This window comes from Streptomyces sp. ISL-100 (genome assembly GCF_018614615.1).
Lineage (GTDB): Bacteria > Actinomycetota > Actinomycetes > Streptomycetales > Streptomycetaceae > Streptomyces.
In genome coordinates this window covers 1-18,862 of record NZ_JAGGOK010000125.1, presented here as the reverse complement: position 1 = coordinate 18,862, position 18,862 = coordinate 1, and the positions used below count along the sequence as shown (strand labels likewise).

The following is an 18,862-nucleotide window of genomic DNA, read 5'->3' as shown; positions in this document are numbered from 1 at the left end:
TTAGCTGACATACGACACGTTACGTGAGTAGTTCAGCTATGATAGCCGAGGTAGAATGGGGTCTATGGCTATTAAGATTCCTGGATACGAAGACGCGAAGCAGGCAGCGCAGCGACTCAAGGTCACCGTGCAGCACGTCTACAACCTCAACAGCAGTCGCGCCGACTTCCCCGCCCCCGTCTACGTCGGGCGCACCCCCCTGTGGCCGGTTGACCGACTGGACGCGTGGCGGGAAGCCCACCCGAAGCGCGGAGATTAACTGACCTTTTCCCGAATGGGAAGTAGTTGACCTAATGCGTTGTTCTGTCCGTTCGTGTCAAAGATCAACGTAACCAGTCTGCGACCACGATCCCTCCTGCACTGGACCGGCCTCCCGGTCTTCTGCTGGACAACCGCGTCCTGTTGGCCGCCATCGCATGGCGCACCAACCTCACCAACCGTCAACTCTCCGACCTCTTCGGCGTCGGCGTCGCGACCGTGCACCGCATCATCGACCGGCTCACACCGTTGATCGCCCAGCTCCTCGACCCGTCCGACGACCGCCGGTCAGAGCTGTGGGTCGTGGACGGCACCCTCATCCCCCTGCACGACCAGACTAAGACGGCGAAGTCGAAGAACTACCGGCGCTCGGTGAACGTCCAGTTCACCTTCCGCGCCCGCGACCGGCGCGTCATGGCCGTAGGTGACGCTTGGCCAGGCAACCGCAACGACATCATCGTCTTCCGAGCCACCATGGCCGAGCAGGTCGCCGGACACCGCCTGGCCATCGGAGACGGTGCATACCGCAGCGCGCCCGAGGTCATCACCAGCCACAACAAGAGCAAGCCGTTCGCCAAAAGGCAGGCGCGGGCTGAACACGGCATCGCCCGCCTCAAGGACTACCAAGTACTACGCCAGACCGCCGACGCGGCGACACGATCAATCAGACCAGCCGCGCCGTGGCCGCACTCCACAACCTCAAGATCGACCACGCATGATTTACGGATCAAGTCCTAGTCACGAAGCTGAGGGCCCCCGCGCAGCTCGCGCGGGGGCCCTCAGCATCGTCGTACCGTACGGTCCTACTTCTCCGGCAGGGCCGCCAGCTGCGCGGTGATCCGCTCGATGTCCGCCTCGGCCTTGGCGAGCCGCCCGCGGATCTTGTCGACCACGTTGTCCGGGGCCTTGGCCAGGAACGCCTCGTTGCCGAGCTTGCCGGTCGCCTGTGCCTTCTCCTTCTCGGCCGCCGCGAGGTCCTTCGCCAGGCGCTTGCGCTCCGCCTCGACGTCGATCGTGCCCGACAGGTCGAGGGCGACCTTCGCGCCCGCGACCGGCAGGGACGCGGTGGCGTGGAAGTCCGGGCCGGCCGGCTGGAGGCGCAGCAGCTGACGGATGGCCGCCTCGTGCGGCGCCAGCGCCGTACCGTCCAGGGTCAGCTCGGCCGGGACCTTCTGTCCGGGCTGGAGGCCCTGGTCGGAGCGGAAGCGGCGGACCTCGGTGACGACCTGCTGGACGAGCGCGATCTCCTTCTCGGCGGCGTCGTCACGGAATCCGGAGTCCTTGGGCCACTCGGCGATGACAAGCGACTCCTTGCCGGTGAGCGTGGTCCACAGCGTCTCGGTGACGAAGGGGACGACCGGGTGGAGCAGACGCAGCGTCACGTCGAGAACCTCGCCAAGGACTCGGCCGGAGACCTTGGCGGGCTCGCCGCCCGCGAAGAAGGTGGTCTTGGAGAGCTCGACGTACCAGTCGAAGACCTCGTCCCACGCGAAGTGGAACAGCGAGTCCGACAACTTCGCGAACTGGTAGTCCTCGTAGTACGCGTCGACCTCGGCCACCGTCGCGTTGAGCCGCGACAGGATCCACCGGTCGGCAGCCGACAGCTGCTCGACGGGCGGCAGTTCGCCCTCGACCGTCGCGCCGTTCATCAGCGCGAAGCGGGTGGCGTTCCAGATCTTGTTGGCGAAGTTGCGGGATCCCTGGACCCAGTCCTCACCGATCGGGACGTCCACGCCCGGGTTGGCGCCGCGCGCGAGGGTGAAGCGGACCGCGTCGGAGCCGTACTCGTCCATCCAGTCCAGCGGGTTGACCGCGTTGCCGAAGGACTTCGACATCTTCTTGCCGAACTGGTCGCGGACCATGCCGTGCAGGGCGATGGTGTGGAACGGCGGGGTGCCGTCCATCGCGTACAGGCCGAACATCATCATCCGGGCGACCCAGAAGAAGAGGATGTCGTAGCCGGTGACCAGAACCGAGTTCGGGTAGAACTTCTCGACGCTCGGGGTCTGTTCGGGCCAGCCGAGCGTGGAGAACGGCCACAGGCCGGAGGAGAACCAGGTGTCCAGGACGTCCGTGTCCTGGTGCCAGCCCTCGCCGGTCGGCGCCTCGTCGTCGGGACCGACGCAGACGATCTCGCCGTTCGGGCCGTACCAGACCGGAATCCGGTGGCCCCACCACAGCTGGCGCGAAATGCACCAGTCGCGGAGGTTGTCGACCCAGCCGAAGTAACGGGGCTCCATCTCCTTCGGGTGGATCTTGACCCGGCCGTCGCGGACGGCGTCGCCGGCCTCCTTCGCCAGCGGACCAACCTTGACCCACCACTGGAGGGACAGGCGCGGCTCGATGGTCGTCTTGCAGCGGGAGCAGTGCCCGACCTGGTGGACGTACGGACGCTTCTCGGCGACGATCCGGCCGTCGGCCCGCAGAGCGGCGACGATGGCGCTGCGCGCCTCCAGGCGGTCGAGGCCCTGGAAGGGACCGTGAGCGGTAATAACCGCGCGCTCGTCCATCACAGCGAGATTGGGCAGGCCGTGCCTCTGCCCGATCTCGAAGTCGTTCGGGTCATGCGCGGGCGTCACCTTGACGGCGCCCGTGCCGAACTCGGGGTCGACGTGCTCGTCGGCGACGACCGGGATACGGCGGCCGGTGAGCGGCAGCTCGATCTCGGTGCCGACGAGGTGGGCGTACCGCTCGTCGTCGGGGTGGACGGCGACGGCGGTGTCACCGAGCATCGTCTCGGCGCGGGTCGTCGCGACGACGATCTCGCTGTCCCCCGAGCCGTACCGGATGGAGACGAGCTCGCCGTCGTCCTCCTGGTACTCGACCTCGATGTCGGAAATGGCGGTCAGACAGCGGGGGCACCAGTTGATGATGCGCTCGGCGCGGTAGATCAGCTCGTCGTCGTACAGCTTCTTGAAGATGGTCTGGACGGCCTTGGACAGACCCTCGTCCATGGTGAAGCGCTCGCGCGACCACGCGACACCGTCACCGAGGCGCTTCATCTGGCCGGAGATCTGACCACCGGACTCGGCCTTCCACTGCCAGACGCGCTCGACGAACGCCTCGCGGCCCAGGTCGTGGCGGGACTTGCCCTCCTTGGCGAGCTCACGCTCGACGACGTTCTGCGTGGCGATGCCGGCGTGGTCCATGCCCGGCTGCCAGAGCGTCTCGTAACCCTGCATGCGCTTGCGGCGCGTAAGGGCGTCGATCAGCGTGTGCTCGAAGGCGTGCCCCAGGTGGAGTGATCCCGTCACGTTCGGCGGCGGGATGACGATGGTGTACGGCTCTTTGTCGCTTTTCTCGTCGGCTTCGAAGTAACCGCGTTCTACCCAGCGCTCGTACAGCTTCCCCTCTACCTCGGCCGGCGCGTACTGGGTCGGCAGTTCGGGGGCGGGGGCGGCTGGCTGCTGCTGAGAGTTCTCGGTCACGGGCTCAGTTTACGGGCGTCACAGCCCCGTACCGAAACCGGATTCTTGGTAACGGTGAGGGCCCCGCCGCCCTTGGATGCCGGGGGTTCCGCCAGGATGTTCGTAACGCATAAGTATCTGGAGGGGAACCCAGTCCATGAGCTACAACCAGCCGGGCCCGTACGGCCAGCAGCCCCAGCAGCCCGGCCCCTACGGCCAGCAGCCGCAGGGCCAGCCGAACCCGTACGGCCAGCCCCAGCAGCCACCGCAGGGCCAGCCCGGCTACGGCTACCCCCAGCAGGCCCCGCCGCCCCAGGGCTACGGTTACCCGCCGGGCCAGCAGCAGCCCCCGTACGGCCAGCCCCAGCACCCGGGCCCCTACGGCCAGCAGCCCCAGTACCCCGGCGTCATGGTCCCGATGCCCCCGCCAGCCCCGAAGAAGAAGACGGGTCTGATCGTGGGCGTGGTGATCGTGGTGCTGGCCGTGATCGCGGGCGGCGCGTACTTCGCGACGCAGCGCGGCGGCAGCACGGTCGCCGACGACGGCAAGAAGTACAAGCTGGCCGCGCCGGAAACGCTCCTGGGCGAGTACAAGAAGGACGCCACTGCGGGCGGCGCTGCGAGCGGCGGTCTGCCCGCCAAGGATGCCGCGGAGATGGAAGCACTGGGCATCTCCAACGCCAAGCAGGAGGGCGCCAGCTACAAGTCCGGTGAGGGGGCGACCGCCACGCAGCTGTACTTCAGCGGCGTCTGGGGCGAGATCGAGGACCCCGAAGCCGTCATCGACGCGATGTTCGAGAAGCAGGAGAAGGACTCCTCGGCGGGCCAGAACACGGGCATGAAGGTCGAGTTCGTCGGGGAACCGGAGGCCTTCACTCCTGACGGGTTCGAGGACGGCGTGATGAAGTGCCGGATGGCGAAGATGTCCAGCCCCGGAGCCTCTGCCTCCGCGGGCGTCAGCGGCGGCGGCATCCGCGTTCCCACCTGTCTGTGGGCCGACCACAGCACCGTCGGCACCGCCACGCAGGCCGACGCGTCCACCCTCCTCGGTAAGGGCAAGTCCATGGAGGAGGCGGCCGCCACAGCGGCCAAGGTCCGCAACGAAGTGCGCGTCGAGATCAAGTAGCCCGCACCCAACGCAAAGGGGCGCCCCGCCAGTTGGACTGGCGGGGCGCCCCTTCAGAAGCCTATGTGGCCCAATTCCACTCGGATGGGTCGTAGGGCTTGCGACCTAAGGCATCAAGCGCGGGCGCACGCATAGCCCGCATCGTCACTTCGAACACCTATCATCACAAGCTGTCCGGTGCATATGCTGTAATCGATACCGGGGGAGCCATGGGCACACGCAGCCTTCACCTTCGGTCCGACTACATACCCTTGGCCCTTCAAGTAGCTCTGACACTGGGCAGAGCTGGCCTCGGCCGGTGCGGCTGCAACCAGCGGAACGGCACCTGCCGCCGCAACTACAAACGCAGCGGCGAACACACGTTGAACCTTCGATCGCATCGTGCGGTCTCTCCCCATTTTCACTTCGCTGAATAACCTGGTCAAGATCGATTGGAACACACGGTCGCGTGCGGCTCCAAGGGCCAGAGGGATAGTGGCCTGATCTTTGTGTGCGAGCCCGCACCCACTCCCAGAGCATTGACGCCCCCCAGCATCACGCCCATCACCTTCGGCACTGAGAGCGCGTCATTGTTGAGCCTCCCGGGGTGAGGCTCGTTTCCCCAGCATCATTTCCGCCGTGGGTCAGAATGCTGCCGGGCTTCACGTATCGTCGTCGTCCTTCATGGAGCGCTCCGATGCGCCAGCGACGTGATCGTGACATTCTGATGTCAGCGTTCCCGGGCATCGCTCGACCGCCACCTGGGATCGGTCTGACCCAAGGCGAGAGGGGCCCGGTCGCACGACCGGGCCCCTCTCGCAAACGTAACGCGTACCGCTACGCGGACTTCTCGTGGCGGCCGTCGTTCTTGATGATCCTCGGCTCGCGCGGGACCAGGGTCGGGTTGACGTTGTTGTGGACCACGTCCGCTGTGATGACGACGCGGGCCACGTCCTTGCGGGACGGGACCTCGTACATCACCGACATCAGGACCTCCTCCATGATGGCGCGCAAGCCGCGCGCGCCCGTCTGGCGGAGGATCGCCTGGTCCGCGATCGCTTCCAGCGCCTCGCGCTCGAACTCCAGCTCCACGCCGTCGAGTTCGAAGAGCCGCTCGTACTGCTTGACCAGCGCGTTGCGGGGCTCGACCAGGATCTGGAGGAGCGCCTCGCGGTCAAGGTTGTGGACCGAGGTGAGGACGGGCAGGCGGCCGATGAACTCGGGGATCATCCCGAACTTCACCAGGTCCTCCGGCATGACCTCCTGGAACTGGTCGCTCGCCTCGATCTCCCGCTTCGAGCGGATCGTCGCACCGAAGCCGATGCCCTTCGCGCCCGCCCGCGACTCGATGATCTTCTCGAGGCCGGCGAACGCGCCGCCCACGATGAAGAGCACGTTCGTCGTGTCGATCTGGATGAACTCCTGGTGCGGATGCTTTCGGCCGCCCTGCGGCGGGACCGACGCCGTCGTGCCCTCAAGGATCTTGAGCAGCGCCTGCTGGACGCCTTCGCCCGATACGTCGCGCGTGATCGACGGGTTCTCGCTCTTGCGGGCGACCTTGTCGATCTCGTCGATGTAGATGATCCCCGTCTCGGCCTTCTTGACGTCGTAGTCGGCCGCCTGGATCAGCTTCAGGAGGATGTTCTCGACGTCCTCGCCGACATACCCGGCCTCCGTCAGCGCCGTCGCGTCCGCGATCGCGAACGGGACGTTCAGCATGCGGGCGAGGGTCTGCGCGAGGAGGGTCTTGCCGGAGCCGGTGGGGCCCAGCAGGAGGATGTTGGACTTGGCCAGTTCGATCGCGTCGTCGCGGCCCGAGCCGCTGCCCGCGTTCTCGCCGGCCTGAACGCGCTTGTAGTGGTTGTATACCGCCACCGAGAGCGCCTTCTTGGCGGGCTCCTGGCCGACTACGTACCCCTCGAGGAATTCGTAGATCTCCCGCGGCTTGGGGAGTTCCTCCCACCGCACCTCGGAGGTCTCTGCGAGCTCCTCCTCGATGATCTCGTTGCAGAGGTCGATGCACTCGTCGCAGATGTACACACCGGGACCTGCGATGAGCTTCTTCACCTGCTTCTGGCTCTTGCCACAGAACGAGCACTTGAGCAGGTCGCCGCCATCACCGATGCGTGCCACGAGGTGCTTCCCCTTCGCCTGGGAGACGCCACGTTCAGCGTCTCCTGGTGCCTCATATCCGACGGTACCTTGCCTGGCCCCCCGTTCGGGCCCCCCTTGGCACGGTTCACATTGATGTGCCCGACCGTGCCAAGGGGTGGACTGCCACCCGTCAGGCGCCCACTGGCGCGTTCTTGCGGGTGGACACGATCTGGTCGATCAGACCGTACGCAAGGGAGTCCTCGGCCGTCAGGATCTTGTCGCGCTCGATGTCGTCGCGGATCTTCTCGATCGGCGTCGTGGAGTGCTTCGCCAGCATCTCCTCCAGCTGCGAGCGCATGCGGAGGATCTCCTGGGCCGCGATCTCCAGGTCGGAGAGCTGCTCACGGCCGGTCTGCGAGGACGGCTGGTGGATCAGCACCCGCGCGTTGGGCAGTGCCATGCGCTTGCCCGGCGTACCGGCGGCGAGCAGCACGGCCGCGGCGGAGGCCGCCTGGCCCATGCAGACCGTCTGAATGTCCGGCTTCACGAACTGCATCGTGTCGTAGATGGCCGTGAGAGCCGTGAACGAGCCGCCGGGGCTGTTGATGTAGATGGAGATGTCGCGGTCCGGGTCCATCGACTCCAGGCACAGCAACTGCGCCATGACGTCGTTGGCCGAGGCGTCGTCGATCTGCACACCGAGGAAGATCACGCGCTCCTCGAAGAGCTTCGCGTACGGGTCGTACTCACGCACGCCCTGCGAGGTGCGCTCGACGAAGCGCGGCACGATGTAGCGGTTGTCCACCTGCGGGCCGGTGTAGAGGCCGCTCGCGGAGAAGTCGTTCATGTGGGTTTTCACCATCCTGGTGGCGTTCGGTGGGCTGGGGGAGGCTCGGCTGCGGGGATCAGGCCCCGGTACCGCCGCCGCCCGGAACGCCCGAGGCGGAGCTGATGATCTCGTCGATGAGGCCGTACTCCACGGCCTCTTCCGCCGAGTACCAGCGGTCGCGGTCACCATCACGGATGATCGTCTCGACGGTCTGGCCGGAGTGCCGGGCGGTGATTTCCGCCATGCGCTTCTTCGTACGCAGCAGCTGCTCGGCCTGGATCTTGATGTCCGAGGCGGTGCCGCCGAGGCCGGCCGAGCCCTGGTGCATCAGGATGTCGGTGTTGGGGAGCGCGAAGCGCTTGCCCGCGGCGCCACCGGTCAGCAGGAACTGGCCCATCGAGGCCGCCAGGCCCATGCCGATGGTGACGACGTCGTTCGGGATGTACTGCATGGTGTCGTAGACCGCCATGCCCGCCGTCACCGAGCCACCGGGGCTGTTGATGTAGAGGTAGATGTCCTTGTCCGGGTCGGCGGCAAGGAGGAGCAACTGCGCTGTGATCTTGTTGGCGATGTCATCGTCGACCTGCTGGCCGAGGAAGATGATCCGCTCGCCGAGCAGCCGGTTGTAGACCTGGTCGCCGAGGCCTCCACCGATGGACGGCTCACCCGCGGCGTACGGCATCAGATTCGTCACGTATACACCTGCTCGTCTCTGACGGCTTCGGCCGTCTCAGCGTCTTCGTACCGGAGGGCGGGGACTCCCCACTCTCCTCTTCATGGACCCTAACGCGCAGGTAGGACAACGCCATCCCGCTTCCCGAACTGTTCGCTGGGAGCGCAAGGTACGTGGCCGCACCGACGTACGACGACGGGCCCGGACGCGTGATGCGTCCGGGCCCGTCCTCGCAGATCAGATCAGATCGATCGAAGCTCAGGCCTCGGTCGTCTTCTCCTCGGCCTTGGCCTCGGAGTCCGACTCGGCGGAAGCCTCAGCAGCCTCGGCCGCCTCGTCTTCCTCGTCCTCGAGCTCGACAGCCTCACCGTTGGTGTCGGTGACCTTCGCGGCCTCGACGACAACAGCAAGGGCCTTGCCGCGGGCGACCTCGCCGACGAGCATCGGCACCTGGCCACCCTCGACGACGGCCTGGGCGAACTGGTCGGGGCTCATGCCGGAGGACTGCGCGCGCCGCATGAGGTGCTCGGTGAGCTCCTCCTGGTTGACGTTCAGCTTCTCCTTGTTGACGAGCTCGTCCAGGACGAACTGCGTCTTGATGCCCTTGACCGCCTGCTCGCGCAGCTCGGCGTCGAACTCCTCGGCCGACTTGCCCTGGATCTCGAGGTACTTCTCGATGTCCAGGCCCATCTGGCCGAGCTGGTGGTGCTCCAGGTTGTGCTTACGGGTCTTGACCTCGTCCTCGAGCAGCTTCTCGGGGATCGGGACCTCGACCAGCTCCAGCAGCTTCTCCAGGACGCGCTCCTGGGCCTGCGTGGCCTGGTCGTACTGCTTCATGTTCTCGAGGCGCTTGCGGCTGTCGGCCTTGAGCTCGTCAAGAGTGTCGAACTCGCTGGCCATCTGCGCGAAGTCGTCGTCCAGCTCGGGCAGCTCGCGGGCGGCGACCTGGGTGACCTTGACGGTGACCTCGGCCTCCTTGCCCTCGGCGCTGCCGCCCTTGAGCGAGGAGGTGAAGGTGGCCTCGCCACCGGCCTCCAGGCCGGTCACGGCCTCGTCGATGCCTTCGAGGAGCTCGCCGGAACCGATGGTGTACGAGACACCCTCGGCGACTCCGTCCTCAAGGACCTCGCCGTCGACCTTGGCCTCGAGGTCGATCGTCACGACGTCGCCGTCGGCGGCGGCACGCTCGACCGGGTTCGTGGAGGCGAAGCGCGCACGCAGCTCCTCGACGGCCTTGTCGACGTCCTCGTCGCTGACCTCGACCGCGTCGACCTCGACCTCGATGCCGGAGTAGTCCGGGATCTCGATCGTCGGGCGGATGTCGACCTCGGCGGTGAAGGAGAGCAGCTCGCCGTCCTTCAGCTCGGTGATGTCGACCTCGGGCTGACCGAGGACATTCAGCTCACCCTCGTTGACAGCCTCGGTGTAGAACTTCGGGAGGGCGTCGTTGACGGCCTCCTCCAGCACAGCACCACGGCCGAACCGCTGGTCGATGACTCGGTTCGGGATCTTGCCCTTACGGAAGCCCTTCACCGTGACCTGCTGGTTGATCTTCTTGTACGCCGCGTCGAGGCTGTCCTTGAGCTCCTCGAAGGGCACCTCAATGCTGAGCCGAACCCGGGTCGGGTTCAGGGTCTCCACGGCGCTCTTCACGGTTCGGTCTCCTTGGGGGCTGACTTCTGGGGTTCTGCTGGGCCGCGCGGGAGGCGGCTTCGCCGATCGAGCCCGGCACATCAGACACACGGGCACGAGTTTGCATAGTAACGGCAAGCAGGAAGACTCCCACAATGCGATCTTGGTCGAGATCACACGGGATCACGCTTCTGGTGACACCGATGGCGGTGCTGATGATGCTGGTGATGGTCGGGGTGGCCGGATTCGAACCGACGACCTTCCGCTCCCAAAGCGGACGCGCTACCAAGCTGCGCCACACCCCGTCGGTGCGACACGTAGGGTACATGCCCGCGGACGGTACGGCCGCCGGTTTACCAGGGGCCTATCGGGTGTGCGCCGAAGGCCAGGGACCCGCTACGATGCTCTTCGTGCCGCGGTCACGTGACCGGCGGTGCGTATGTGCGGGCGTAGCTCAATGGTAGAGCCCTAGTCTTCCAAACTAGCTACGCGGGTTCGATTCCCGTCGCCCGCTCCACAGCCTCCGGCCCGGCTCGGTGATACGTCACCGGTCGGGCCGGCGGCATTTCCTGGGCCGCGCCGCCCGAGCCGCGCCGCCCGAGTGGCGACGCCGGCCGCTTGTGGCTCGCGGACGCCGCCCTCAGAAGGTGATCTGGTTGATGGTGTCCGCCAGGGAATCCAGAAAACGATTGATCGACGGCGCCATGCCGGTGGACGCAAGGAAGAAGCCGAAGAGCACGGCCACCACCGCCGGTCCCGCCTTGATCGAACCCCCGCGGATCAACACCACCAGGATGATCGCCAACAGAAGCACCACAGACAGTGAAATGGCCACACTGATCACACCTTTGGTCGGTCCGCCTTGCCGGCCCGGGAGTGCAAGGCCCAGCGCACTCCCGCAGGCACCATCGTGCCACCAACTCACCACTGGTGGCTGCCGGGTGACGGAACGTTGGTGACCGGTTCGCGCCGTCGGCAGATCCGGCGCACACCCCGGGGCGCGGGCGGCGCACATACTCGCCGCTGAATTGGACTGCCCCGCGCGAGAGTTAATAGGCGTGATCGTTTCGCTATCCACACATCTTGTTCGCAGGAAATTCGAATTGCGTGGACAGCCACACGCCGGCGGTCGACAAAGCTGCAATGAACGGGAAATATCACCAGAGTCACCCGCTGGCGATATGCACCATTTAATCGGGATGAGTTACCCCATACGGGGGTGAAGATGTGAGCCGCGCCATAAAGACCCATGGCTATGTCGACTTCTCTGTCCACGGGGTACTCACACGAATAGCAGAGAGTCGAGAACGAGGTTTTACGGAATCCGTCCGGCGACGCTAGGGTGCCTCAGATGTTTCACGCTCCGCACGGATATCAGAGGGCCCCGCTCCCCCCGGCCCGGGAGCAGGAGCCCCAAACACCCCTTGCACGGACCGCCGCGACCCCCACCCCCCGGTCCGGGGCCGAAGCAGTCCCCACGCCCGCCGCACCCGTCCCCACCCCCGCCCCCGCCCCGAAGCAGCGCGACGCGTTCTTCGACAACGCCAAGTACCTGGCGATCGTCTTCGTGGCCATGGCGCACATGTGGGAGCCCGTGATGGACGGCAGCCGCGCCACCCGCGCGCTGTACATGGTCGTCTACAGCTTCCACATGCCGGCGTTCATCATCATCTCCGGCTACTTCTCCCGCGGCTTCGACATGAGCCGCAAGAAGATCCAGCGCCTGGTCACGGGCGTCGCCGTACCGTATGTGATCTTTGAGACCGCTTATACCCTCTTCAAACGGTGGGCCGACGACCCCGACCAGTCCATCAGCCTGCTCGATCCCTGGTACCTGACCTGGTTCCTGATCGCCTTGTTCGTCTGGCGGCTGACCACCCCGCTCTGGCAGTCGCTCCGCCATCCCCTGCCGGTCGCACTCGCCATCGCCGTACTCGCCTCCGTAACCCCCAACATCGGGGACGACCTCAACCTCCAGCGCGTGCTGCAGTTCCTGCCGTACTTCGTGCTGGGTCTGCTGCTGAAGCCGGAGCACTTCCGGATGGTGCGGCGGCGCGAGGTCCGGCTGCTGGCCCTCCCCGTCGTGCTCTGCACCCTGGTCTTCGCGTACTGGGCCGCCCCCCGCCTCGGGCTCGGGTGGTTCTACCACAGCAGCGCCTCGCAGCAGATCGGCGCTCCCTGGTGGGCCGGGGTCGTCATGACCTTCGCGCTCTTCGGGTGCTCGCTGGTCCTGACGGCCTGCTTCCTGGCCTGGGTCCCGGGCCGCACGATGTGGTTCACGGTGCTGGGCGCCGGCACGCTCGGCGGCTATCTGCTGCACGGCTTCCTCGTGAAGGGCGCCGGCTACGCGGACCTGTTCGAGACGTACGCCTGGCTCTCCACGCCGCTCGGCGAGATCCTCGTGACCGTCGCGATCGCCGTCGCGGTCACGCTGCTCTGCACTCCGTTCGTACGGCGGATGTTCCGCTGGGCGATGGAGCCCGAGATGAAGTGGGCCTTCCGTCGCGATCCGGTCGAAAACGCCCGGCAGCGGGAGCGCCGTTTCGCGGGCAAGGTGGGCAAGGCCTCCTAGGGGGCAGCGGTGGTCCCGGGCCCGGGTTCCAGTCCCAGGAGACGGTGTACCTCCGCGTATTTGAGCGTGAGACGGACCCTGGTCGCCTCGTCGAGTACGGCGAGACGGCCGGGGTCCGCGTTGTGTGCGAGGTCCGCCTCCTTGACCAGGCGCGCGCCTGGCGTCGCGAGGATGCGCCGGGTGTACGCGCGAAGGTCCTCCCCCGGGCGCTTGGTCACCGCGAGCACCATGTCCTTCGTGGACTGCGGCAGTTCGGCCGCCGCCAGCCAGTCCGCCGACAGGGCGTCGTCCTCCACCGAGTCGTGCAGCCAGGCCGCGGCGATCTGCTCTTCGCTGCCTCCCCGCGCGCGTACGCCCTCGGCTACGGCAGCGAGGTGTTCGGCGTACGGGCGGCCCGCCTTGTCGGTCTGCGCGGCGTGCGCTGCCCGGGCGACGGCTTCAACCTCGGCGAGAGTCATGTTCGGCATGGTCCCGACTGTACGGACGGTGTGCGGACCTTGTACGGCCCCTATTCGGGCGGCGTTCCCAGGCCCTTCCCGGTTACGCGTCGTGGCAGATCAGGAGCAGTGCACGGTCGTCGTTGACGTCCTTGGCCACCGCTTCGATCAGGTGCCACGCCGCGCCCTCGAAACCGCAGGACACGTAGCGGTCGGCCTCGCCCGTCAGGCGGTCGATTCCTTCCGCGATGTCCCGGCCCGACGCCTCCACCAGGCCGTCCGTGAACAGCATCAGTACGTCGCCGGGCGCCAGGGAGCCCTTGCACGAGTCGAACTGGGCGCCGTCGTACACGCCGAGCAGCGGGCCCTCGCCGGACTTCTCCTCCCAGCGGCCACTCCCCGCGTGGAGCTGGAGCGCAGGGAGGTGGCCCGCCGACAGGAGCTCGTAGTCGCCGGAATCCAGGTCCAGGACCAGGTGGATGGAGGTCGCGAAGCCCTCGTCCCAGTCCTGGCGCAGGAGGTAGCCGTTTGCGGCGGGGAGGAAGCCGTGCGGCGGGAGGGAGCCCAGGAGGCCGCCGAACGCGCCGGAGAGGAGGAGTGCGCGGGACGCCGCGTCCATGCCCTTGCCGGATACGTCGGTGAGGACCACTTCGAGGGTGCGGCCGCCGTTCGTGCGGGCCGCGACCACGAAGTCGCCGGAGAAGGACTGGCCGCCGGCCGGGCGCAGTGCCATTTCGCTGTGCCAGTGCTTCGGGAGGCGGGGCAGTGCGCTCTGTACCCGGATGCGTTCGCGCAGGTCGAAGAGCATCGTGCCGCCGCGTCGCCACGGGACGCCGACCCTGGCCCGGAACTGGGCGATGATCAGGCCGAAGAAGCCGCAGGCGGCGACCGTGAGCACCGTGCCGGGCGTGACAGTGGCGGGGCCCTGCGTGTACGGGCCGAGCACGATCGACTCGACGATCAGTCCGGTCGCGGCCGCGGCGTACAGCCCGAGCAGGCTGGCCGGGCGCAGCAGCAGGCCGCCGGCCACGATCGGCAGGACCAGCATGGCCGGCGCGCACCAGACCGGCGAGGCGATCGTGCCGCCGACGATCGCCGGGACCGTCAGCATCAGGCCCGCGAGGGCGATCCAGTCCGAGCCGTCGCCCCGGAAGTAGTCGACGCCGGATTTGCGCAGCGCGATACGGGCCCGGTACGCCGACTTGCGCGTCCGTGCCGAGAGCGATTCGGTTCCCACTCCAGCTGCCATTGCGGTGGACCCTATCTATCCTCGGCTGTGCTCCGCAGGGGGACCCCTGTGACATTGTGTTCGAAATCGGGTCGCCCCAATGCCGGAGGCCTGGTAGGCATGGCATATGACCACCGAATTACGGGTGTTGCGAACGAGTGAGTGGGACGTCTGGTTCGAGGCGGTCGAACTCGCCTTCGGGGGTGTGGCGGAAAGCGCGGAGGAGCGGGAGTTTGACCGCGCCGTGACGGAGCCGGCCCGGAGCGTGGGCGTCTGGGACGACGATCAGTGTGTGGGGACTGCTTCGGCCTTCTCTTTTCGGCTGTCCGTGCCGGGGGGCGCGCTCGTCCCTGCGGCGGGCGTGAGTCTGGTGAGTGTCGCTACTACGCACCGGCGGCGCGGGGTGTTGACCTCGATGATGCGGCGACAGCTCGACGACGTACGGGAGTGGGGCGAATCTATTGCGCTGCTGACCGCTTCGGAACCCGCGATATACGGCCGCTTCGGCTACGGCGCCGCCACGCAGCAGCTGTCAGCCGAGATCGACACTGCGCGGGTGCGGCTGGCGGTGCCGGCGGGGACGGACGACGTACGGCTCAGGTTCGCGACGCCGGCCGACGCGCGGGACGCCTGCGAGGCCGTGTACGCGCGGAACGTGCCGGGGCGGCCCGGGATGCTCGCGCGCCGGCCGCACTGGGAGCGGATGCCGCTGCTCGATCCGGAGAGCGACCGCGAGGGTGCGTCGCCGCTGCGGTGTGTGCTGGCCGAGCGAGCGGGGGATGTGGTGGGGTACGCGCGGTTTCAGTTCAAGCCGGAGTGGAAGTGGGCCGGGTCCGACGGCACGGTCGTGCTACGGGACCTGGAGGCGCTTGATCCGGCGGCGTACGCGGCGCTGTGGCGTTTCTTGTTCGACGTTGATCTGACGTCGAAGATCCGGATGCGGAACCGGCCTGTGGACGACCCCTGGCAGCACCTTGTCTCCGACATCCGGCGGTGCGACGTACGGCTGCGGGATTCGCTGTACGTGCGGCTGGTGGAGGTGGGGGCGGCGCTGGAGGCTCGGGCGTATCAGGCGCCGGTGGATGTGGTGTTGGAAGTGGCTGACGCGTTCTGCCCCTGGAATGAGGGGCGTTGGCGGTTGACGGGTGATGCGAAGGGGGGTGCGTCTTGCAAGCGGACGGATGAGGCTGCGGATCTTGCCTTGTCCGTACGGGAGTTGGGCGCGGCGTACTTGGGTGGAGTCGGGCTGGCTTCGCTGGCGGCGGCGGGGCGGGTGCGGGAGTTGCGGCCGGGGGCGCTGGGGGAGGCTTCGGTGGCGTTCGGGGCCCGGGTCGCGCCTTGGCTTCCGCACGGGTTCTGAGGGGGGCTCGGCTTTAGGCGGGGAGCGGGGAGCGGGGGCCTTGGGGTCGGTCCCGCGCCGGGGCGTCTCCTCGGGTGCCGAACGTTCGGGTACGGGTTTTTGTATTCGGGCTCGTTGCGTTCGACACCCTGCGGGGAGCGCCCCGGTACGTCCCCTCCAGGCACCGCGAGCGTGCAGCCGGGCGGCCGTGCGGCCAGGCAGGCGCTGGGGTCGGTGCCGTGATGTTCCGCGGTGGGCGCGGCCGGCTCAGCGGGTCTGGCAGGTGGGGCACCAGAAAAGGTTGCGGGCGGCGAGACCGGCGGTGCGGATCTCGCCGCCACAGATGTGGCAGGGCATGTTCGCCCTGCGGTAGACGTAGACCTCGCCGCCGTGGTCGTCGACGCGGGGCGGGCGGCCCATCGCTTCCGGCATGTGCTCGGGGCGGACCGTGTCGATGCGGTTGTTGCGTACGCCCTCGCGCATGAGGGTCGTCAGGTCGGCCCACATCGCGTCCCACTCGCCGCGGGTCAGGTCCTTACCGGTTCGGTACGGGTCGATGCCGTGGCGGAAGAGGACTTCGGCGCGGTAGACGTTGCCGACGCCCGCGATGATTTTTTGGTCCATCAGGAGCGCCGCGACGGTGGTGCGGCTGCGGGAGACGCGCTGCCAGGCCTTGTCGGAGGCGGCGTCCGGGCGCAGTGGGTCCGGGCCCAGGCGGTCGTGTATCGCCTGCTTCTCGCCGTCGGTGATCAGGGCGCAGGTGGTGGGGCCGCGGAGGTCTGCGTAGTGGTTCGCGTTCAGGAGGCGCAGGCGGACTGTGTCCGTGGGGGGTGGTGGGGCGGGGGTTGCGCTGCCGAAGCCCAGTTTCCCGAAGAGGCCCAGGTGGATGTGGATCCAGCCGGTGTCCTCGAAGCCCAGGAAGAGGTGCTTGCCGTGGGCCTCTGAGGTGGTGAGGGGTGTGCCGTCGAGGAGGGCCGCGCTGTCCGTGAACTTGCCCTGGGGGCTCGTGACGCGTACCGGTCCGCCTACGAAGCGGGCGCGGTGGTCGTCCGCGAGGCGGTGGATGGTGTGCCCCTCGGGCATGGGTGTGCGTCTCCTGGGCGGGCGGTCGTCAAATCGCCGGAGGGGCTCTCAGGGAGCCCATCTCCGGCGATGAGGGTTGCTACGGCTGCTGGGGGTGGTGGGCCGGGATCGGGGGGAGGCCGCCGGTCTGCTCGTAGGACGCCAGCATGTCGATGCGGCGCTGATGGCGCTCTTCGCCCGAGTAGGGGGTGGAGAGGAAGATCTCTACGAACTTCGTCGCCTCGTCCTGCGAGTGCATCCGGCCGCCGATCGAGATCACGTTGGCGTCGTTGTGCTCACGGCCGAGCGCCGCCGTCTGCTCGCTCCAGGCCAGCGCGGCGCGTACGCCCTTGACCTTGTTCGCGGCGATCTGCTCGCCGTTGCCGGAGCCGCCGATCACGATGCCCAGGCTGTCCGAATCCGCGGCGGTCCTCTCCGCGGCACGCAGGCAGAACGGCGGGTAGTCGTCGAGGGCGTCGTAGATGTGGGGGCCACAGTCGACGGGCTCGTGCCCATGGGCCTTCAGCCACTCGACGAGATGGTTCTTGAGTTCGTATCCGGCATGGTCGGAACCGAGGTACACGCGCATGGCACGAGTGTGGCACGCGAGCGGTCGGGTAGCTGTCGCCGGGGTGAGGTCGGCGGCGCTTCCTTCGGATTTCGTACAACGATCCGGAATCGGGTCTTCCGTCCCGCGTAACTTCCAGTTTGAATGCGGGGGCTCGTAACCCGAGTGACCCGAGAAGCTAAGGATTGTGCATGAGCGCGCAGCCGACCCTTGAGAAGGCAGGCGGAAACTCCCTAGAACCAGGGAATCCGCAGTCGTCCGACGGTCTCCAGGCCGGTCTCAAAAACCGCCATTTGTCAATGATTGCCATTGGCGGCGTCATCGGCGCCGGCCTGTTTGTGGGATCGAGCGGCGGCATCGCTGCCGCCGGCCCGGCGATTCTGCTGTCGTACACCCTCGTGGGTGCCCTCGTCGTCTTCGTGATGAGGATGCTCGGCGAGATGGCGGCCGCCAACCCGACGTCGGGTTCCTTCTCGGCGTACGCCGACCGGGCCCTGGGGCGCTGGGCCGGATTCTCCATCGGCTGGCTCTACTGGTTCTTCTGGGTCGTGGTGCTCGCGGTCGAGGCGACTGCCGGCGCGAAGATCCTTGAGGGGTGGATACCGGCCGTACCGCAGTGGGGCTGGGCGCTGATCGTGATGGTCGTGCTGACCGCCACGAACCTGGTGTCTGTCTCGTCGTACGGCGAGTTCGAGTTCTGGTTCGCCGGGATCAAGGTCGTCGCTATCGGCGGGTTCGTCGTCATCGGTCTGCTGGCCGTTTTTGGGGTGCTGCCGGGCTCCGACAACCCCGGTACGGGATTCGCGCATCTGACGGACAGCGGCGGGTTCTTCCCGCACGGGCCCGGTGCGATCCTGACCGGTGTGCTCATGGTCGTCTTCTCGTTCATGGGCAGCGAGATCGTCACGCTGGCGGCCGGCGAGTCGTCGGACCCGCAGCGGGCCGTCACCAAGGCCACGAACAGCGTGATCTGGCGTATCGGCGTCTTCTACCTCGGTTCGATCTTCGTGGTGCTGACGCTGCTGCCGTGGAACGACAAGTCGATCCTGAAGGACGGGTCGTACGTCGCCGCTCTTAACTCCATCGGGATTCCGCACGCCGGTCAGATCATGAACGTCATCGTGCTGACCGCTGTGCTGTCGTGCCTGAACTCCGGGCTCTACACCGCCTCCCGCATGGCGTTCTCGCTCGGCCAGCGCGGTGACGCGCCGAAGTCGTTCGCCCGTACGAGCGACAAGGGCGTACCGACGGCAGCGATCCTGTCGTCCGTCGCCTTTGGGTTCGTCGCCGTCTTCTTCAACTACAAGTGGCCCGACACGGTGTTCGCGTTCCTGCTGAACTCGTCGGGCGCTGTGGCGCTGTTCGTGTGGCTGGTCATCTGCTTCACGCAGCTGCGGATGCGCGGGATCATCCTGCGCGAGGCGCCGGAGAAGCTCATCGTGAAGATGTGGCTCTTCCCGTACCTCACGTGGGCGACCGCCGCGATGATCACGTTCGTCATTGTGTACATGGCGTTCGACAACGCCGCGCGCGAGCAGGTGCTGCTGTCGCTGCTGGTGGCGGCCGTGGTCGTCGGCATCGCGTTCATCCGCGAGAAGCTGCGGCGCGGCCGGGACGCGAGCGTCGTCGAGGACTCGGTCGGCTAGAAGGCTCGTGAA

General features: G+C 67.3%; 16 protein-coding genes and 2 tRNA genes. 7 read left to right on the top strand and 11 right to left on the bottom strand.

Annotated features, from left to right (window positions below):
• Nucleotides 1-64 precede the first annotated feature (64 nt).
• Both J7E89_RS38300 and J7E89_RS38295 read left to right on the top strand, forming a co-directional pair.
• Entirely contained in the window at nt 65-259 is a 195-nt protein-coding gene (locus J7E89_RS38300; protein ID WP_214980843.1) for an AlpA family transcriptional regulator, read from the top strand.
• 44 nt (nt 260-303) lie between these two features.
• A complete protein-coding gene (locus J7E89_RS38295; protein ID WP_308315741.1) occupies nt 304-996 on the top strand; it encodes a transposase family protein in 693 nt (230 codons plus the stop codon).
• Nucleotides 997-1,061: 65 nt separating this feature from the next.
• Here the strand turns inward: J7E89_RS38295 and J7E89_RS38290 are convergent, their stop codons facing one another.
• A complete protein-coding gene (locus J7E89_RS38290; protein WP_214980840.1) occupies nt 1,062-3,686 on the bottom strand; it encodes a valine--tRNA ligase in 2,625 nt (874 codons plus the stop codon).
• A gap of 136 nt (nt 3,687-3,822) precedes the next feature.
• Between J7E89_RS38290 and J7E89_RS38285 the strand changes: the two genes are divergently transcribed.
• On the top strand, nt 3,823-4,791 hold the full coding sequence (locus tag J7E89_RS38285; protein ID WP_214980831.1) for a hypothetical protein: 969 nt from the start codon (nt 3,823-3,825) through the stop codon (nt 4,789-4,791).
• Between the two features lie 816 nt (nt 4,792-5,607).
• Here J7E89_RS38285 and clpX read toward each other — a convergent pair.
• The 5 genes from clpX to J7E89_RS38260 all read right to left on the bottom strand — a co-directional run bounded on the left by clpX (nt 5,608) and on the right by J7E89_RS38260 (nt 10,303).
• Nucleotides 5,608-6,903 carry an ATP-dependent Clp protease ATP-binding subunit ClpX gene (clpX, locus tag J7E89_RS38280; protein WP_069928765.1) on the bottom strand — a complete coding sequence of 432 codons (1,296 nt, stop codon included), beginning with the start codon at nt 6,901-6,903 and terminating at the stop codon, nt 5,608-5,610.
• Between the two features lie 151 nt (nt 6,904-7,054).
• On the bottom strand, nt 7,055-7,726 hold the full coding sequence (locus tag J7E89_RS38275) for an ATP-dependent Clp protease proteolytic subunit (RefSeq protein ID WP_285439341.1): 672 nt from the start codon (nt 7,724-7,726) through the stop codon (nt 7,055-7,057).
• 43 nt (nt 7,727-7,769) lie between these two features.
• On the bottom strand, nt 7,770-8,375 hold the full coding sequence (locus tag J7E89_RS38270; RefSeq protein WP_069928763.1) for an ATP-dependent Clp protease proteolytic subunit: 606 nt from the start codon (nt 8,373-8,375) through the stop codon (nt 7,770-7,772).
• A gap of 249 nt (nt 8,376-8,624) precedes the next feature.
• On the bottom strand, nt 8,625-10,019 hold the full coding sequence (tig, locus tag J7E89_RS38265; protein WP_214980829.1) for a trigger factor: 1,395 nt from the start codon (nt 10,017-10,019) through the stop codon (nt 8,625-8,627).
• A 207-nt stretch (nt 10,020-10,226) separates the two neighbouring features.
• Nucleotides 10,227-10,303, bottom strand: a tRNA-Pro gene (locus J7E89_RS38260).
• Nucleotides 10,304-10,441: 138 nt separating this feature from the next.
• Here J7E89_RS38260 and J7E89_RS38255 point away from each other — a divergent pair.
• A tRNA-Gly gene (locus J7E89_RS38255) sits at nt 10,442-10,515 on the top strand.
• A 123-nt stretch (nt 10,516-10,638) separates the two neighbouring features.
• On the opposite strand, the gene J7E89_RS38250 is transcribed toward J7E89_RS38255, so the two are convergent.
• On the bottom strand, nt 10,639-10,833 hold the full coding sequence (locus J7E89_RS38250; RefSeq protein ID WP_214980827.1) for a hypothetical protein: 195 nt from the start codon (nt 10,831-10,833) through the stop codon (nt 10,639-10,641).
• 516 nt (nt 10,834-11,349) lie between these two features.
• Between J7E89_RS38250 and J7E89_RS38245 the strand changes: the two genes are divergently transcribed.
• Nucleotides 11,350-12,570 (top strand): acyltransferase family protein, encoded by a 1,221-nt coding sequence (locus tag J7E89_RS38245; protein ID WP_214980825.1) that lies wholly within the window; start codon nt 11,350-11,352, stop codon nt 12,568-12,570.
• Here J7E89_RS38245 and J7E89_RS38240 read toward each other — a convergent pair.
• Nucleotides 12,567-13,037, bottom strand: coding sequence for an HD domain-containing protein (locus tag J7E89_RS38240; protein WP_214980823.1), 471 nt, complete (start codon nt 13,035-13,037; stop codon nt 12,567-12,569). The genes J7E89_RS38245 and J7E89_RS38240 overlap by 4 nt on opposite strands.
• A 73-nt stretch (nt 13,038-13,110) precedes the next feature.
• Nucleotides 13,111-14,256 carry a PP2C family protein-serine/threonine phosphatase gene (locus J7E89_RS38235; protein ID WP_214980821.1) on the bottom strand — a complete coding sequence of 382 codons (1,146 nt, stop codon included), beginning with the start codon at nt 14,254-14,256 and terminating at the stop codon, nt 13,111-13,113.
• Nucleotides 14,257-14,362: 106 nt separating this feature from the next.
• Between J7E89_RS38235 and J7E89_RS38230 the strand changes: the two genes are divergently transcribed.
• Nucleotides 14,363-15,595: a GNAT family N-acetyltransferase gene (locus tag J7E89_RS38230; protein WP_214980819.1), complete on the top strand. Its 1,233-nt coding sequence runs from the start codon at nt 14,363-14,365 to the stop codon at nt 15,593-15,595.
• 246 nt (nt 15,596-15,841) lie between these two features.
• On the opposite strand, the gene J7E89_RS38225 is transcribed toward J7E89_RS38230, so the two are convergent.
• Both J7E89_RS38225 and J7E89_RS38220 read right to left on the bottom strand, forming a co-directional pair.
• Complete coding sequence (locus J7E89_RS38225; protein ID WP_214980817.1) at nt 15,842-16,657, bottom strand: Fpg/Nei family DNA glycosylase; 816 nt, start codon at nt 16,655-16,657, stop codon at nt 15,842-15,844.
• 79 nt (nt 16,658-16,736) lie between these two features.
• Complete coding sequence (locus J7E89_RS38220; protein ID WP_214980815.1) at nt 16,737-17,225, bottom strand: ribose-5-phosphate isomerase; 489 nt, start codon at nt 17,223-17,225, stop codon at nt 16,737-16,739.
• A gap of 170 nt (nt 17,226-17,395) precedes the next feature.
• On the opposite strand from J7E89_RS38220, the gene J7E89_RS38215 reads away from it, so the two are divergent.
• Nucleotides 17,396-18,850: an amino acid permease gene (locus J7E89_RS38215; RefSeq protein WP_214980813.1), complete on the top strand. Its 1,455-nt coding sequence runs from the start codon at nt 17,396-17,398 to the stop codon at nt 18,848-18,850.
• Nucleotides 18,851-18,862: the final 12 nt, after the last annotated feature.

What these genes read in the sequence shown, in the direction of transcription:
- J7E89_RS38300 (WP_214980843.1), top strand. Translation starts at nt 65, where the DNA reads ATGGCTATTAAGATTCCTGGATACGAAGACGCGAAGCAGGCAGCGCAG.
- J7E89_RS38285 (WP_214980831.1), top strand. Translation starts at nt 3,823, where the DNA reads ATGAGCTACAACCAGCCGGGCCCGTACGGCCAGCAGCCCCAGCAGCCC.
- J7E89_RS38275 (WP_285439341.1), bottom strand. Translation starts at nt 7,726, where the DNA reads ATGGTGAAAACCCACATGAACGACTTCTCCGCGAGCGGCCTCTACACC.
- J7E89_RS38270 (WP_069928763.1), bottom strand. Translation starts at nt 8,375, where the DNA reads ATGCCGTACGCCGCGGGTGAGCCGTCCATCGGTGGAGGCCTCGGCGAC.
- J7E89_RS38245 (WP_214980825.1), top strand. Translation starts at nt 11,350, where the DNA reads ATGTTTCACGCTCCGCACGGATATCAGAGGGCCCCGCTCCCCCCGGCC.
- J7E89_RS38240 (WP_214980823.1), bottom strand. Translation starts at nt 13,037, where the DNA reads ATGCCGAACATGACTCTCGCCGAGGTTGAAGCCGTCGCCCGGGCAGCG.
- J7E89_RS38235 (WP_214980821.1), bottom strand. Translation starts at nt 14,256, where the DNA reads ATGGCAGCTGGAGTGGGAACCGAATCGCTCTCGGCACGGACGCGCAAG.
- J7E89_RS38230 (WP_214980819.1), top strand. Translation starts at nt 14,363, where the DNA reads ATGACCACCGAATTACGGGTGTTGCGAACGAGTGAGTGGGACGTCTGG.
- J7E89_RS38225 (WP_214980817.1), bottom strand. Translation starts at nt 16,657, where the DNA reads ATGCCCGAGGGGCACACCATCCACCGCCTCGCGGACGACCACCGCGCC.
- J7E89_RS38220 (WP_214980815.1), bottom strand. Translation starts at nt 17,225, where the DNA reads ATGCGCGTGTACCTCGGTTCCGACCATGCCGGATACGAACTCAAGAAC.
- J7E89_RS38215 (WP_214980813.1), top strand. Translation starts at nt 17,396, where the DNA reads ATGAGCGCGCAGCCGACCCTTGAGAAGGCAGGCGGAAACTCCCTAGAA.